15 protein-coding genes are annotated in these 12,902 nt (G+C 73.4%); 3 read left to right on the top strand and 12 right to left on the bottom strand.

What is annotated here, in order from left to right; genetic code table 11:
- Positions 1-136: 136 nt before the first annotated feature.
- A complete protein-coding gene (groL, locus tag ACIRPK_RS12430; protein WP_403036755.1) occupies positions 137-1,765 on the bottom strand; it encodes a chaperonin GroEL in 1,629 nt (542 codons plus the stop codon).
- A 99-nt stretch (positions 1,766-1,864) separates the two neighbouring features.
- Positions 1,865-2,170 carry a co-chaperone GroES gene (gene groES, locus ACIRPK_RS12425; RefSeq protein ID WP_057231242.1) on the bottom strand — a complete coding sequence of 102 codons (306 nt, stop codon included), beginning with the start codon at positions 2,168-2,170 and terminating at the stop codon, positions 1,865-1,867.
- 249 nt (positions 2,171-2,419) lie between these two features.
- Between groES and ACIRPK_RS12420 the strand changes: the two genes are divergently transcribed.
- Together ACIRPK_RS12420 and ACIRPK_RS12415 are read left to right on the top strand one after the other, a co-directional pair.
- On the top strand, positions 2,420-2,812 hold the full coding sequence (locus ACIRPK_RS12420; protein WP_403036752.1) for a DUF6234 family protein: 393 nt from the start codon (positions 2,420-2,422) through the stop codon (positions 2,810-2,812).
- A 22-nt stretch (positions 2,813-2,834) separates the two neighbouring features.
- A complete protein-coding gene (locus ACIRPK_RS12415; RefSeq protein ID WP_403036749.1) occupies positions 2,835-4,013 on the top strand; it encodes an SAM-dependent methyltransferase in 1,179 nt (392 codons plus the stop codon).
- Here ACIRPK_RS12415 and ACIRPK_RS12410 read toward each other — a convergent pair.
- From ACIRPK_RS12410 to tsaB, 5 genes are read right to left on the bottom strand one after another with little or no spacing between them, the layout of a single operon-like run.
- Positions 3,989-4,852, bottom strand: a complete 864-nt coding sequence (locus ACIRPK_RS12410) for a polysaccharide deacetylase family protein (RefSeq protein ID WP_403036747.1) — start codon at positions 4,850-4,852, stop codon at positions 3,989-3,991. The two genes, ACIRPK_RS12415 and ACIRPK_RS12410, sit on opposite strands and share 25 nt — an antisense overlap.
- 35 nt (positions 4,853-4,887) lie before the next feature.
- A complete protein-coding gene (locus ACIRPK_RS12405; protein WP_403036744.1) occupies positions 4,888-5,151 on the bottom strand; it encodes a hypothetical protein in 264 nt (87 codons plus the stop codon).
- The gene (gene tsaD / locus ACIRPK_RS12400; protein WP_403036741.1) at positions 5,148-6,227 is read right to left on the bottom strand and encodes a tRNA (adenosine(37)-N6)-threonylcarbamoyltransferase complex transferase subunit TsaD; all 1,080 of its coding nucleotides are present in this window, start codon (positions 6,225-6,227) and stop codon (positions 5,148-5,150) included. The genes ACIRPK_RS12405 and tsaD overlap by 4 nt, the downstream gene beginning before the upstream one ends.
- Complete coding sequence (gene rimI, locus ACIRPK_RS12395; RefSeq protein ID WP_403036739.1) at positions 6,220-6,702, bottom strand: ribosomal protein S18-alanine N-acetyltransferase; 483 nt, start codon at positions 6,700-6,702, stop codon at positions 6,220-6,222. Before rimI ends, tsaD begins: the two co-directional genes overlap by 8 nt.
- Complete coding sequence (gene tsaB, locus ACIRPK_RS12390; RefSeq protein WP_403036736.1) at positions 6,699-7,343, bottom strand: tRNA (adenosine(37)-N6)-threonylcarbamoyltransferase complex dimerization subunit type 1 TsaB; 645 nt, start codon at positions 7,341-7,343, stop codon at positions 6,699-6,701. The genes rimI and tsaB overlap by 4 nt, the downstream gene beginning before the upstream one ends.
- Before the next feature lie 140 nt (positions 7,344-7,483).
- Between tsaB and ACIRPK_RS12385 the strand changes: the two genes are divergently transcribed.
- Positions 7,484-8,038, top strand: coding sequence for a hypothetical protein (locus tag ACIRPK_RS12385; RefSeq protein WP_403036733.1), 555 nt, complete (start codon positions 7,484-7,486; stop codon positions 8,036-8,038).
- Between the two features lie 7 nt (positions 8,039-8,045).
- Here the strand turns inward: ACIRPK_RS12385 and ACIRPK_RS12380 are convergent, their stop codons facing one another.
- From ACIRPK_RS12380 to ACIRPK_RS12360, 5 genes are all read right to left on the bottom strand, one after another.
- Positions 8,046-8,186, bottom strand: a complete 141-nt coding sequence (locus tag ACIRPK_RS12380; protein WP_403036730.1) for a hypothetical protein — start codon at positions 8,184-8,186, stop codon at positions 8,046-8,048.
- Between the two features lie 96 nt (positions 8,187-8,282).
- Positions 8,283-8,777: a tRNA (adenosine(37)-N6)-threonylcarbamoyltransferase complex ATPase subunit type 1 TsaE gene (tsaE, locus tag ACIRPK_RS12375; RefSeq protein WP_403036728.1), complete on the bottom strand. Its 495-nt coding sequence runs from the start codon at positions 8,775-8,777 to the stop codon at positions 8,283-8,285.
- Positions 8,774-9,859, bottom strand: a complete 1,086-nt coding sequence (locus ACIRPK_RS12370) for an alpha/beta fold hydrolase (RefSeq protein ID WP_403036725.1) — start codon at positions 9,857-9,859, stop codon at positions 8,774-8,776. Before ACIRPK_RS12370 ends, tsaE begins: the two co-directional genes overlap by 4 nt.
- Complete coding sequence (gene alr, locus ACIRPK_RS12365; protein ID WP_403036722.1) at positions 9,856-11,037, bottom strand: alanine racemase; 1,182 nt, start codon at positions 11,035-11,037, stop codon at positions 9,856-9,858. Before alr ends, ACIRPK_RS12370 begins: the two co-directional genes overlap by 4 nt.
- A 397-nt stretch (positions 11,038-11,434) precedes the next feature.
- Complete coding sequence (locus tag ACIRPK_RS12360; RefSeq protein ID WP_403036719.1) at positions 11,435-12,901, bottom strand: NAD(P)H-hydrate dehydratase; 1,467 nt, start codon at positions 12,899-12,901, stop codon at positions 11,435-11,437.
- Position 12,902 lies beyond the last annotated feature (1 nt).

The following is a 12,902-nucleotide window of genomic DNA, read 5'->3' as shown; positions in this document are numbered from 1 at the left end:
TCGCCCATGCGGCGGAGCCGCACATCAGCACAGCCCCGAGCCCCTGACTGCCACAGCGTGGGCCGCCCGGGAACGCCGGAGGCCCGGCTCCCCGTCGGAACGGGGGGCCGGGCCTCGGGTGAGACCTGACGGGACGTCAGTGCGCGTGGCCGTGGCCGCCGTGCGAGTGGCCGGCCGGCTCCTCGTCGGCGGGCTTCTCGACCACGAGGGTCTCGGTGGTGAGCAGCAGGGACGCGATCGAGGCCGCGTTCTCCAGGGCGGAGCGAGTGACCTTGACCGGGTCGATGACGCCGGCCTTCAGCAGGTCGCCGTACTCGCCGGTGGCGGCGTTGAAGCCGTGACCGGCCTCCAGCTCCGCGACCTTGTGGGTGATGACGTAGCCCTCGAGGCCGGCGTTCTGGGCGATCCAGCGCAGCGGCTCGGCGAGCGCCTTGCGGACCACGGCGACACCGGTCGCCTCGTCGCCGGTCAGGCCGAGGCCGCCGTCGAGAACCTTCTGGGCGTGCACGAGGGAGGCGCCGCCACCGGCGACGATGCCCTCCTCGACCGCCGCGCGGGTCGCCGAGATGGCGTCCTCGAGACGGTGCTTGCGCTCCTTGAGCTCGACCTCGGTGGCCGCGCCGACCTTGATCACGCAGACGCCGCCGGCCAGCTTGGCCAGGCGCTCCTGCAGCTTCTCGCGGTCCCAGTCCGAGTCGGTGTTGGCGATCTCGGCCTTGATCTGGTTGACGCGACCGGCCACGGCCTCCGAGTCACCGGCACCGTCGACGACCGTGGTGTCGTCCTTGGTGATGGTGATGCGGCGGGCGGTGCCCAGCACGTCCAGGCCGGCCTGGTCGAGCTTGAGGCCGACCTCCTCGGAGATGACGGTGGCACCGGTGAGGGTGGCCAGGTCGCCGAGGATGGCCTTGCGGCGGTCGCCGAAGCCGGGGGCCTTCACCGCGACGGCGTTGAAGGTGCCACGGATCTTGTTGACCACGAGGGTGGAGAGCGCCTCGCCGTCCACGTCCTCGGCGATGATCAGCAGCGGCTTGGAGGTGCCGCCCTGCAGGATCTTCTCGAGCAGCGGGAGGAGCTCCTGGATCGAGGAGATCTTGCCCTGGTTGATCAGGATGTACGGGTCCTCGAGGACCGCTTCCTGACGCTCGGCGTCGGTGACGAAGTACGGCGACAGGTAGCCCTTGTCGAACTGCATGCCCTCGGTGAAGTCGAGCTCCACGCCGAAGGTGTTCGACTCCTCGACGGTGATGACACCGTCCTTGCCGACCTTGTCGATCGCCTCGGCGATCAGGTCGCCGACCTGCTGGTCCTGGGCGGACAGGGACGCGACGGCAGCCACGTCCTCCTTGCCCTCGATCTCCCGGGCACTGGCGAGCAGGTGCGCGGAGACGGCGGCGACGGCCTTGTCGATGCCCTTCTTCAGGGCGGCCGGGCCGGCGCCGGCGGCGACGTTCCGGAGACCCTCGTTGACCAGGGCCTGGGCCAGCACGGTGGCGGTGGTGGTGCCGTCGCCCGCGACGTCGTTGGTCTTGGTGGCGACCTCCTTGACGAGCTGCGCGCCAAGGTTCTCGTACGGGTCGTCCAGCTCGATCTCACGGGCGATGGTGACGCCGTCGTTCGTGATGGTCGGGGCGCCGAACTTCTTGTCGATGACGACGTTGCGGCCCTTGGGACCGATGGTCACCTTGACGGTGTCGGCCAGCTTGTTCACGCCACGCTCGAGCGAGCGGCGGGCGTCCTCGTCGAACTGCAGGATCTTCGGCATGATTCCGTTTCCTAAAGGGGTCTACTGACGGCGTGAGCCAACAACCGCGCCCCGGGCCCCTGTCACTGGTGACAAGAATCCGGGGCGGGCTGGTACGTCTTACTTCTCGATGATGGCGAGAACGTCGCGCGCCGAGAGGACCAGGTATTCCTCACCCTGGTACTTGACCTCGGTGCCGCCGTACTTCGAGTACAGGACGATGTCGCCGACGGCGACGTCCAGCGGGAGACGCTGGCCGTCCTCGAAGCGACCCGGGCCGACGGCCAGGACGACGCCCTCCTGGGGCTTCTCCTTCGCCGTGTCCGGGATGACCAGGCCGGAGGCCGTGGTGGTCTCGGCGTCGAGCGGCTGGACCACAATGCGGTCCTCGAGCGGCTTGATGGCAACCTTGCTGCTGGCGGTCACGTCCGAGCTCCCCTTCGGAGATTACGGGGTTGTTCTTCAGGTAGGTGGCGATGGGAACGGGTCTGCCGTCGCGGGGGTCAGACTCGCTTCATCGCGTTAGCACTCACCCGGTGGGGAGTGCCAGGAACGACCATAGGCGGCCGTTAGCACTCAGTCAACCAGAGTGCCAACGGCGTGGCCCGGAGAACCGCCGGAAACGAGTACCCGTACTCATGCGCGAGCCCGCCCCGGCCGGGCAGGATCGGCACCATGCCGGCTGCCACCCGCCCTCGTCCGGACCTCGCGACGGACCTCGTCTCGGCGTTCCTGTTCCTGCTGCTCTCCGCAGTGGGCGGCTGGTTCGCCTTCGTCTCGCTGGCCTTCCGGCACTGGGGTGACCAGGACGCCGGGCCGGAGCCGTACGACTGGACGCCGATCCTGACGATCGGCGCGCTGGCCCTCTGGCTGCTGGCCGTGACGGCGCTCGCCTGGCGCGGGCGGCTGCGGGTCACCGCCGTGCTGCACGGGCTGCTGCTGACCGCGGTGCTGCTGACCGGCGGGGCGAACTACGCCTACCAGCACCGGCACGACCACGACCCCAAGCCCGAGCCGCTCCCCTCGAACTACCAGCCCTGCTTCAGCGGCAGCGGCCGGTGCAACTGACCCGGAGCGGCAGAATGGGCCCGTGGAGATCGAATCGTTCCGGGCCCTGCTGACCGACCAGGGGCAGGCGCTGCTCGCCGAACTGCGGGAGTTCAAGCCCGACGAGGAGCTGGCGCTGGCCACCCGGCTGCGCCGGACGCACCCGGCCGAGCTGGTCGGCGCGGCACTCGAACAGGCCAGGCTGCGGCAGCGGGCCAGGGCGAAGTTCGGCGACGACGCCGACGCGCTGTACTTCACCCCGAACGGGGTGGAGCAGGCCACCCGCCGCAGCGTCGCCGAGTGGCGGGCACAGCGGTTCGCCGGGCTCGGGGTGAAGCGGCTGGCCGACCTGTGCTGCGGGATCGGCGGGGACGCGATCGCGCTGGCCAGGGCCGGGATCGCGGTGCTGGCGGTCGACCGGGACGAACTGACCTGCGCGGTGGCCGAGGCGAACGCCGCCGCACTGGGCCTGGCCGGGCTGATCGAGGTGCGCTGCGCGGACGTCACCGAGGTGGACGTCACCGGGTACGACGCGGTCTTCACCGACCCGGCGCGCCGGACGGCGCGCGGGCGGGTCTTCGATCCGGAGGCGTACTCCCCGCCGCTCTCCTGGGCGGTCGACGCGGCCCGCCGGACCCCGTACGGGGCGCTCAAGGTGGCGCCCGGCATCCCGCACGAGCTGGTGCCCGCCGGTGCCGAGGCGGAGTGGGTGTCCGACCACGGGGAGGTCAAGGAGGCGGTGCTCTGGTTCGGCACCGGAGCCGTCGAACCGCACCGGGCCACCCTGCTGCCGGGCCCGCACACCCTGACGGGCGGTCAGCTGCCCGACCCGGCGGCCGGGCCGGTCGGGCGCTACCTGTACGAGCCGGACGGCGCGGTGATCCGGGCCCACCAGGTGGCCGAGGTGGCCGGGCAGGTGGACGGCCGGCTGATCGACCCGATGATCGCCTACCTGACCTCGGACCGGCTGGTCGCGACGCCGTACGCGCACGCCTACGAGCTGACCGACGTACTGCCGTTCCACGTCAAGAAGCTCAAGGCGCTGCTCCGCGAGCGCGGCGTCGGCACCGTGGTGATCAAGAAGCGCGGCATCGCGATCACCCCGGAGGAGCTGCGCAAGCAGCTGAAGCCGAGCGGTCCGCACAGCGTCACGGTGATCCTCTGCCGGACCGACCGGGGCCCGCTGATGATGCTGGGTCAGCCGGTCGGGGCCTGGATGTAGTCCTCCAGCCGGGCCACCGCGAAGCCCTGCTCCTGGATCCGGCGCAGCAGCTCGGCGAACATCTCGGTCATCGTCTCGCCCTTGAGGTCCTTGGGCCCCCGGAAGTGCGCGAGCACGATGTCACCGGGCTTGAGCTTCTTGTCGGCGGCCTGGTACTGCATGTCGTGGATCTGCATCGACTCGCGCCAGAGCACGATCGCGCGCGGGCCGCACTGCTGCACCGAGGTGTTCAGCTGCGGGGTGTGCGCGCCGTCGCCGTACGGCGGGCGGAACAGCAGCGGGGCCTTGCCGTACTGCTGGGTGAGCGCGGTCTGGGCGTCGCAGACCTCGGACTTCTGCTTCTCCGCCGAGACCTTGCTGAGCTGGGCGTGGTCGGTGGTGTGGTTGTGCACGTGGTTGCCGAGCGCCTGAAGCGGCTTGAAGTAGCCGTAGTCGTCCTTGACGATGTCCCGGGTCAGGAACATCGAGATCGGGATCTTCAGGTCAGTGATCATCTCGACGAACTTCGGGTCCTTCTCGGCCCCGTCGTCGATGGTCACGAAGACCACCTTGTCCTTGGTCGGCACCTCGCTGAAGACCGGCACCGGGCCGGTGGCGGTCAGCTTCACCGGCTTGTCGGCCGGGGCGGCGGGGGCCGGGGGCAGGGCGGTCAGGCCCCACTTGGACCAGTTGCCCGCCGCCTGCACGGGCGTGGCCGAGGGCGTGGCCGACGCGGCGTCAGCGGCCTTGCCGGCGGCGGGGGTCGAGGCCGCCGGAGCCGCCGGGGGCTCCGCCGCTCCACTGCCGCATCCGGCCACCAGCAGCAGGGCCAGCGCAGCCACCCCGTACGTCTTCTTCACCGTGCTCCCCGTCGTTCAGCGAACTCCCAGGAAGGCTACTCGACGTGCTCGCTGGTGAACCCCCACCGATGGACGGGGCGCGCCAGCAGCCCGGCCGGCGGGTCGGCGACCGGGACCGGGTCGGCGTCCTGCCACCAGGTGATCAGCAGCACCCGGTCGCCGGGCGCGGCGAACAGCTCGGTGCGCACCAGCCCGGCCGAGCCGCGCAGTGCGGGCAGCACGAACTCCCGCACCCAGGACGAGAGTTCACCGGCCCGACCGTCCACGGCCCGGGCCTCCCACATCTGCGCGACGGTCACCGCAGCGCCTCGTGCGCGGCCGCGTGCAGATCGGTGTGCGGGACGGAGACCTCGGTGACCGGCAGCGAGGAGTCGGCCGACAGGTCGAAGGAGGACGGCGCGCGGTCCCGCCAGACCATCTCGGAGCCGAGCGCCGCCACCATCGCGCCGTTGTCGGTGCACAGGCCCGGGCGCGGCACCCGCAGCACGATGCCCGCCTTCTCGCAGCGCTGCCGGGCCATCTCGCGCAGCCGGGAGTTGGCCGCCACCCCGCCGCCGATCATCAGGTGGTCGACGCCGTTGTCCTTGCAGGCCTTGACCGCCTTGCGGGTCAGCACGTCGGTGACCGCCTCCTGGAAGGAGGCCGCCACGTCGGCGATCGGCACCGTCTCGCCGGCCCGCCGCTTGGCCTCCACCCAGCGGGCCACCGCGGTCTTCAGGCCGGAGAACGAGAAGTCGTACTCCGGGTCCTTCGGACCGCTCAGTCCGCGCGGGAAGCGGATCGCCTTCGGGTCGCCGTCCCGGGCCATCCGGTCCACCACCGGGCCGCCGGGGAAGCCCAGTCCGAGCACCCGGGCGATCTTGTCGAAGGCCTCGCCCGCCGCGTCGTCGATGGTCGCGCCGAGCGGGCGGATGTCGGTGGTGATGTCCGCGCTGAGCAGCAGCGAGGAGTGCCCGCCGGAGACCAGCAGCGCCATCGTGGGCTGCGGCAGCCGGCCGTGCTCCAGCTGGTCCACGCAGATGTGCGAGGCCAGGTGGTTCACCCCGTACAGCGGCTTGTCCAGCGCCCAGGCGTACGCCTTCGCGGCCGAGACGCCGACCAGCAGCGCGCCGGCCAGGCCCGGGCCCGCGGTGACGGCGATGCCGTCCAGGTCGGAGCCCTTGATCCCGGCGGTGTCCAGCGCGCGCTGGATGGTCGGGACCATCGCCTCCAGGTGCGCCCGGCTGGCGATCTCCGGGACCACGCCGCCGAACCGGGCGTGGTCGTTCACGCTGGAGGCGACCGCGTCGGCCAGCAGGGTGGTGCCCCGGACGATCCCGACGCCGGTCTCGTCGCAGGAGGTCTCGATACCGAGGACCAACGGTTCGTCAGCCATCGGCCGGCTCCTTGGGGTTGTCGAGACGCATCACCAGTGCGTCCACGTTGGCGGGTTGGTAGTAGCCGCGGCGGATGCCGACCGGCTCGAAGCCGAAGCGTTCGTAAAGCCGCTGGGCACGCGGGTTGTCCATCCGCACCTCCAGCAGCAGTTCGGCGCACTCGCGCCGGGCGGCCTCGGCCACCAGGTCGGCGAGCAGCCGGGCACCGAGCCCGGCGCCCTGCTGGTCCTCGGCGACCGCGATGGTCTGCACGTCGCCCTCGGCGCCGACGACCATCAGCCCGGCGTAGCCGAGCAGGGCGCCGCCCTCGTCGACCGCGACCGTGTAGTGCCGGGTCCCGCCGGGGCCGGTGTCGGCCAGCTCGGACCAGTACATGCCGCGCGACCAGGCGTCCTCGGGGAAGAGCCGGAGCTCCAGCTCCATCACCGGCTCGATGTCCCACCAGCGCATCGGCCGCAGCCGGGCGGCGGTCATGCCGGGAGCACCGCCTTGTAGCCGGCCGGCACCTGGGCGTCCGGACGCCGCAGGTAGAGCGGCACGTTGGGCAGCAACTCCCGCCCGGCCGCCAGCTCCCGGGCCGCGAAGTCGGCCAGCCAGCCGGCCGACACGTGCTCGGGCCCGGTCACCTGCGGGAAGCTCTCGGGGTACAGCAGCGCACCCGCGCCGACCGCGACCGCCTCGGCGGTCAGCTCGGCGGCGCGACCCACCTCGGGGCCCGCCGTCCGCCGCTTGTCGGCGTCGTACGAGGCCCAGTAGACCTCCTTGCGCCTGGCGTCGGTGGCCACCGTGAACGGTCCGGTCACCTCGGCCTGGTGCGCGATCGCGTCCAGCGTGCAGACGCCGTACACCGGCAGACCGAGCACGTGGCCCAGGGTGGCCGCGGTGACCAGGCCGACCCGCAGGCCGGTGTACGGGCCCGGGCCGACGCCGACCGCGATGCCGGTCAGCGCGTGCTTGTCCACACCCGCCTCCCGCAGCACCCGGTCGATCGAGGGCATCAGCAGTTCCCCGTGCCGTCGGGCATCCACCTGGTGGGCCTCGGCCAGCACCTCGGTGCCGTCGTGGACGGCGGCCGTGACGGCGGGGGTGGCGGTGTCGAACGCAAGCAGCAGCACGGGGTCAAGGTTAAGGGGTGCGCGGGGGTCGGTATTTCATACCGGGCCGGAACACACGGCCACGACGGTCCGGACGGACGTACCAGACCTGGCACGATGAGCGGACAGCACGAGCGGGTACGAGCCTGGCGGGAGCAGACGTGTCACGTCCTGGAGTGGTGGTCACCGGTCTGACCCTGGCGGCACTGGCGACGGTCGGCCTGCTGGCCTTCCAGGCCAACGGCGCGGCGACCCGGACCCCCGTGGCCAAGCCCGCCACGAGTTCGTCCGCCGCTCCGAGCCCGAGCGCCGCCGCCAGCCCCTCGGCGCCCGCCCTGCCCGCCGCCTCCGGCACCGGCCGCCGGGTGGTCTACTCGGCGGGCAGCCACTACGTCTGGCTGGTCGACCCGAAGAAGACCCCGCCGACCCAGTCCGCCTTCCCGGTCACCCCGGGCTCGGTCGAGCCCACGGCCGGCAGCTACACGGTCTACAGCCGGACGCCCGCCGGGACCGGCACCGACGGGCGGCAGATCGAGCACGTGGTCCGGTTCGCCCAGCAGAACAACGTGGTGTTCGGCTTCAGCGCGGCCCTGGACGGGGCGACCCCGTCGGCCGATCCGAAGACCAAGACCGGTGGCATCCGGTCCGGCCGGGCCGACAGCCAGAGCCTCTGGGACTTCGCGCAGAACGGCACCAAGGTCGTGGTGATCCCCTGACCCGGGGTCAGGCCGCCTTCTTCGCCCCGGACTCGGCCGCCGCCGGCTTCGGCGGGGTGGAGACCGCGCGGGCGGCCGCGGCGGCCGCGAGCAGCGCCCGCATCGGGGCCTGCGGGTCCGGCGTCGGAGCGGGCTTCGTGCTGGACATGATGCGTCTCCCTAGTTAGGCACACCTAACCGCAGGGTCCATCCCACCACACCGGGGACCCCACCGACAACACCTTGCCGACACTCCGTCGGAAACTCAGACCGTACCGAGCCCCGCCAGGTCGACGTCCGCCCAGCGCGGGCCGATGCCGGTCAGCCGGACCTGTCGCGGGTCGGCGTCGTCCTCGGCCTCGGCACCGATCGCCCGTTCGATCCGGACCTCCAGCCGGTCGTCCGTCAACCGCTCGACCTTGCCTTCACCCCACTCGACCACCACCACCGACTCCGGCAGCGAGACGTCGAGGTCGAGGTCCTCCATCTCGTCCAGACCGCCGCCGAGCCGGTACGCGTCCACGTGCACCAGCGCCGGCCCCCCGGTCAGCGAGGGGTGCACCCGGGCGATCACGAAGGTCGGCGAGGTGACCGCGCCGCGCACCCCGAGGCCCTCGCCGAGCCCCCGGGTCAGCGTGGTCTTGCCCGCGCCCAGCTCGCCGGAGAGCAGCACCAGGTCGCCGGGGCGCAGCACGCCCGCCAGCGCCCGCCCGAGCCGGTTCATCCGTTCGGGGGTCTCCACTGTGATCACCGCGGTCACTCCTTCGCTCCGGCGGCCGCCAGCAGCTCCGTCAGGTGACGGTCCACCAGCTCCGGCCGCTCCAACATCACCAGGTGCCCCGCGTCCGGCACCAGGACCAGGTCAGCGCCGGGCAGCGCGGCGGCGATCGCCTCGCTGTACTCGGGCGGGGTCAGCAGGTCCTTCGTCCCGGCCAGCACCAGGGCCGGGCGGCCGGCCATCGCGGCCAGCGCGCCGAGCTTGTCGTGCCCGCTGAACGCCGGGTAGAACTCGGCCACCACGTCGAACGGGGTGGCGTCCAGCATCTGCTCGGCGAACCGGGACACCCCGGGGTCGACGTCCGGACTCCCGAACGAGTACCGCCGGTACAGCAGCGCCGTCACGTCCGCGCCGAGCCGCTTGGTCGCCTCGACCAGGCCGACCTGACGGCCCAGCAGCTTCACCACGCCCGGCGCGAGCCGCTTCATCGGCTTCGCCAGCCCGACCGGCAGGCCGAGCGGGACGGCGTCCCAGCCCGCCGCCAGGGTGCCGATCAGCGCCACCCCGGCCACCCGGTCCCGGAACAGCTCAGGGTGCCGGTCGGCCAACGCCATCACGGTCATCCCGCCCATCGAGTGCCCGACCAGCACCAGCGGCCCGGTCGGCGCGACGGCGGCCAGCACCGCCGCCAGGTCCGCCCCCAGCAGGTCGATGCCGGCCGGCTCCCCCGCCAGGTAGGACCGCGAGCGCTCGGACCGGCCGTGGCTGCGCTGGTCCCAGAACACCAGCCGGGCGCTGTCGCGCAGCGCGGCGCGCTGGAAGTGCCAGCTGTCCTGGTTCAGGCAGTACCCGTGGCTGAACACCACCGTGAGCGGCGCGTCCTCGACCCCGTCCAGCTCGACGTACAGCTCGGTCCCGTCGGCGGCCGCCACCTTCACCGGGCGGCCGCGCAGCGACCCGTACGGGGCGGCGGCGTCCAGCTCCTCGCGGGCCCGGCGCCGGGTCGCCCGGCCCACCGTCAGCCGCTCCACCGCGACCCCGGCCGCGGCACCGGCGGCCAGCAGACCGACCGAGATCCCGATCAGCCCGGCCGCCCGGCCCACTCCCGGCGCGCGCTCGGTCACGACGACGCCCCCAGGTAGCGCCGCGGCACCCGCGCACCGATCCGGGTGACGATCTCGTACGAGATGGTCCCGCAGGCCCGGCCCCAGTCCTCGGCGGTCGGCTCACCGTGCTCGCCGTTGCCGAACACCCGCACCTCGTCGCCCACCCGGGCGGTGTCCCCGCCGAGGTCGACCACGAACTGGTCCATCGCCACCCGGCCGGCCACCGTGTACCACTTGCCGCCGACCTGCACCGGCCCGGTGCCGCTGGCGTGCCGGGGGATGCCGTCCGCGTAGCCGACCGGCACCAGGCCGAGCGTGGTCTCCCCCGAAGTCGTGTAGTGGTGGCCGTAACTGACACCGTGTCCGCCGGGCACGTGCTTCACCAGGGCGAGCCTGGCGGTCAGTGCCATCACCGGACGCAGCCCGAAGTCCGCCGGACCGCCGACCTCGGGCACCGGCGAGAGCCCGTACATCGCCAGCCCGGGCCGGACCAGGTCGTAGTACGACTCCGGGAGCAGCAGGGTCGCGGGCGAGTTCGCCAGGTGCCGCACCTCCGGGCGCAGCCCGGCCCGTTCGGCCACGGCCAGCGCCGCCGCGAAGCCGTCCAGCTGGAGCCGGATCGAGGGGTGGCCGGGCTCGTCGGCGGCGGCGAAGTGCGACCACACGCCGACCACCTTCAGCAGGCCCTCCGCCTCGGCCGCCCGGGCCGCCGCCACCAGGGCGGGCCAGTCCCGGGGCTGACAGCCGTTCCGGCCGAGGCCGGTGTCGGCCTTCAGGTGCACCCGGCCCGTGATCCCGGTGTCCCGGACGGCCACGAGCAGTTCGTCCAACGCCCATCGGTCGCTGACCGAGATGTCGATCTCGGCCCGCAACGCCTGCGCCCACGGCCCGCCCGGTGTCCACAGCCAGCACAGCACCCGGGCCCGGTCCGCCCCGATCCCCGCCGCCCGCAGCGCCAACGCCTCTTCCGGCGTCGCCGTCCCCAGCCAGCGGGCCCCCGCTGCCACCGCCTCCTGGGCACAGCGAACGGCGCCGTGGCCGTAGGCGTCCGCCTTGACCACCGCCATCAGCTCGGGGCCGTGGGTGCGCTCGCGCAGCGCAGCGAGGTTCCCGCGCAGGGCGGCCAGATCGATGGTCGCCTCGGCGCGGACCCCATCGGTGAGCAGGGCCGTCCCGGTCGTGTTCGCAGTCGTCATCGCGTATCAGTCTCCCAGACCGCCCCATATGCCCCGCCATTGGCACACGGCTACGCCGTCAGGTTCGGGCACATGGTGCGGCAGCCAGGGGCCCGGGGCTGTGCTGATGTGCGGCTCCGCCGCGCGGGCCCGCCGGCCCTTTGGCAGGTGCTCCGGCATCTACGGTCAGGGGCTCGGGGAACTGCGACGCCCACCCCGGGGCGGGTTGAAGGTGCGGGTGTGGCCAACCCCGGGCGGGGCTGAGGTCTGCTTCAGGTGTGGGTTCAGGCGAAAGTGCCTGACCCTGTACGCGGCGATCACGCTCCGGAGGATGGCGTCGCAGTTCCCCGAGCCCCTGGGCCGTAGCCCTGAGCGCCCTGCTGAAAGGCCGGCGTCGCCCATGCGGCGGAGCCGCACATCAGCAGAGCCCCGAGCCCTCGGGGGGTGCCTGGCCGATCGCGGTGCCGAGCGGCCGGCGGCGGAGCGCCGTTGCCACGTCCATCGCGGTGATCGGGGTGCCCCGCTCCGCCGCGTGGCGCCCCGCGAGGCCGTGCAGGTAGGCGGCGACCGAGGCGGCGTCGAAGGGGGCGAGGCCGGCCGCCAGGAGGGAGCCGAGCAGGCCGGCCAGGACGTCGCCGCTGCCTGCCGTGGCCAGCCAGGAGGTGCCGGTGGGGTTGACCCGGCAGCGGCCGTCGGGGTCGGCGACCACCGTGGTGGAACCCTTGAGCAGCACCGTCGCCCCGTACAACTCCGCCAGCCGGCGTGCCGTGGCCAGCCTGGCGGCGGCCAGCCGCTCCGCAGCCGGCGGCGCCTGCCCCGTCGCCCCGGCGAGCAGCCGGGCCGCCTCCCCGGTGTGCGGGGTGAGCACCAGCGGGACGTCCGCCCCACGGCCGCGCCGGGCCAGCTCGGTCAGTCCGTCCGCGTCGACCAGCACCGGGACCCCGGCCGCCAGCGCCTGGTCGAGCAGCGGCCCGACCCCGTCGCCACCGCCGGGTCCGACCACCCAGGACTGCACCCGTCCGGCCGCCGCCAGGCCCCCGTCACTGACCAGCGTCTCCGGGAACCGTCGCACCACCTCGGCCGCCGCCGACCCGACGTACCGGACCGCCCCGGCCCCGCCCCGCTGCGCCCCCGCCACCGCGAGCACCGCCGCACCGGGGTACTTCGCCGACCCGGCCGCGATGCCCACCACACCTCGGCGGTACTTGTCGCTCTCCGCTCCCGGCACCGGCAGCAGCCGCCGTACGTCCGCCTCCTGAAGGGCCGTCACCGCCGCGTCCGGCAGGTCGATCCCGAGCTCCACCAGGTGCAGCGCCCCGGCGTACGAGGCGCCGGGGTCGACCAGCAGCCCCGGCTTCCAGGTACCGAAACAGACCGTCACATCGGCCCGCAGCGCCACCCCGTCGACCTCACCGGTCCCGGCGTCCACCCCGCTCGGGACGTCCACCGCGACCAGCGTCCCCCGCCGCGCCGCCCCGGCGAACCCGGCCGCCGCCGGGCGCAGGCCGCCCCGGCCGCCGATCCCGACGATCCCGTCCAGCACCAGGTCGGCGGTGCCGTACTCGCCCTGATCCGCCGTCACCCGGCCGCCGGCCGCCCGCAGGGCCGCCAGCCCGCCCGCGTGCACCCGCTCCGGCGACAGCAGCAACGCCCGCACCCGGGCCCCCCGCCGGGCCAGCAGCGCGCCCGCGTACAGCGCGTCGCCCCCGTTGTCGCCGCTCCCGGCCAGCACCAGCACCCGGCTGCCGTAGATCCGGCCCAGCAGGCGTCCGCAGACGGCGGCCAGCCCGTACGCGGCCCGTTGCATCAGCGTCCCCTCGGGCAGCCGGGCCATCGCCTCGGCCTCCGCCGCACGTACCTGTTCCACCGTATGGGCGTACCGCATG

It is taken from the genome of Kitasatospora sp. NPDC101801, from assembly GCF_044766665.1.
Lineage (GTDB): Bacteria > Actinomycetota > Actinomycetes > Streptomycetales > Streptomycetaceae > Kitasatospora.
Note: the sequence above shows the minus strand (reverse complement) of the source record. Positions and strands in the feature narration are given on the sequence as shown.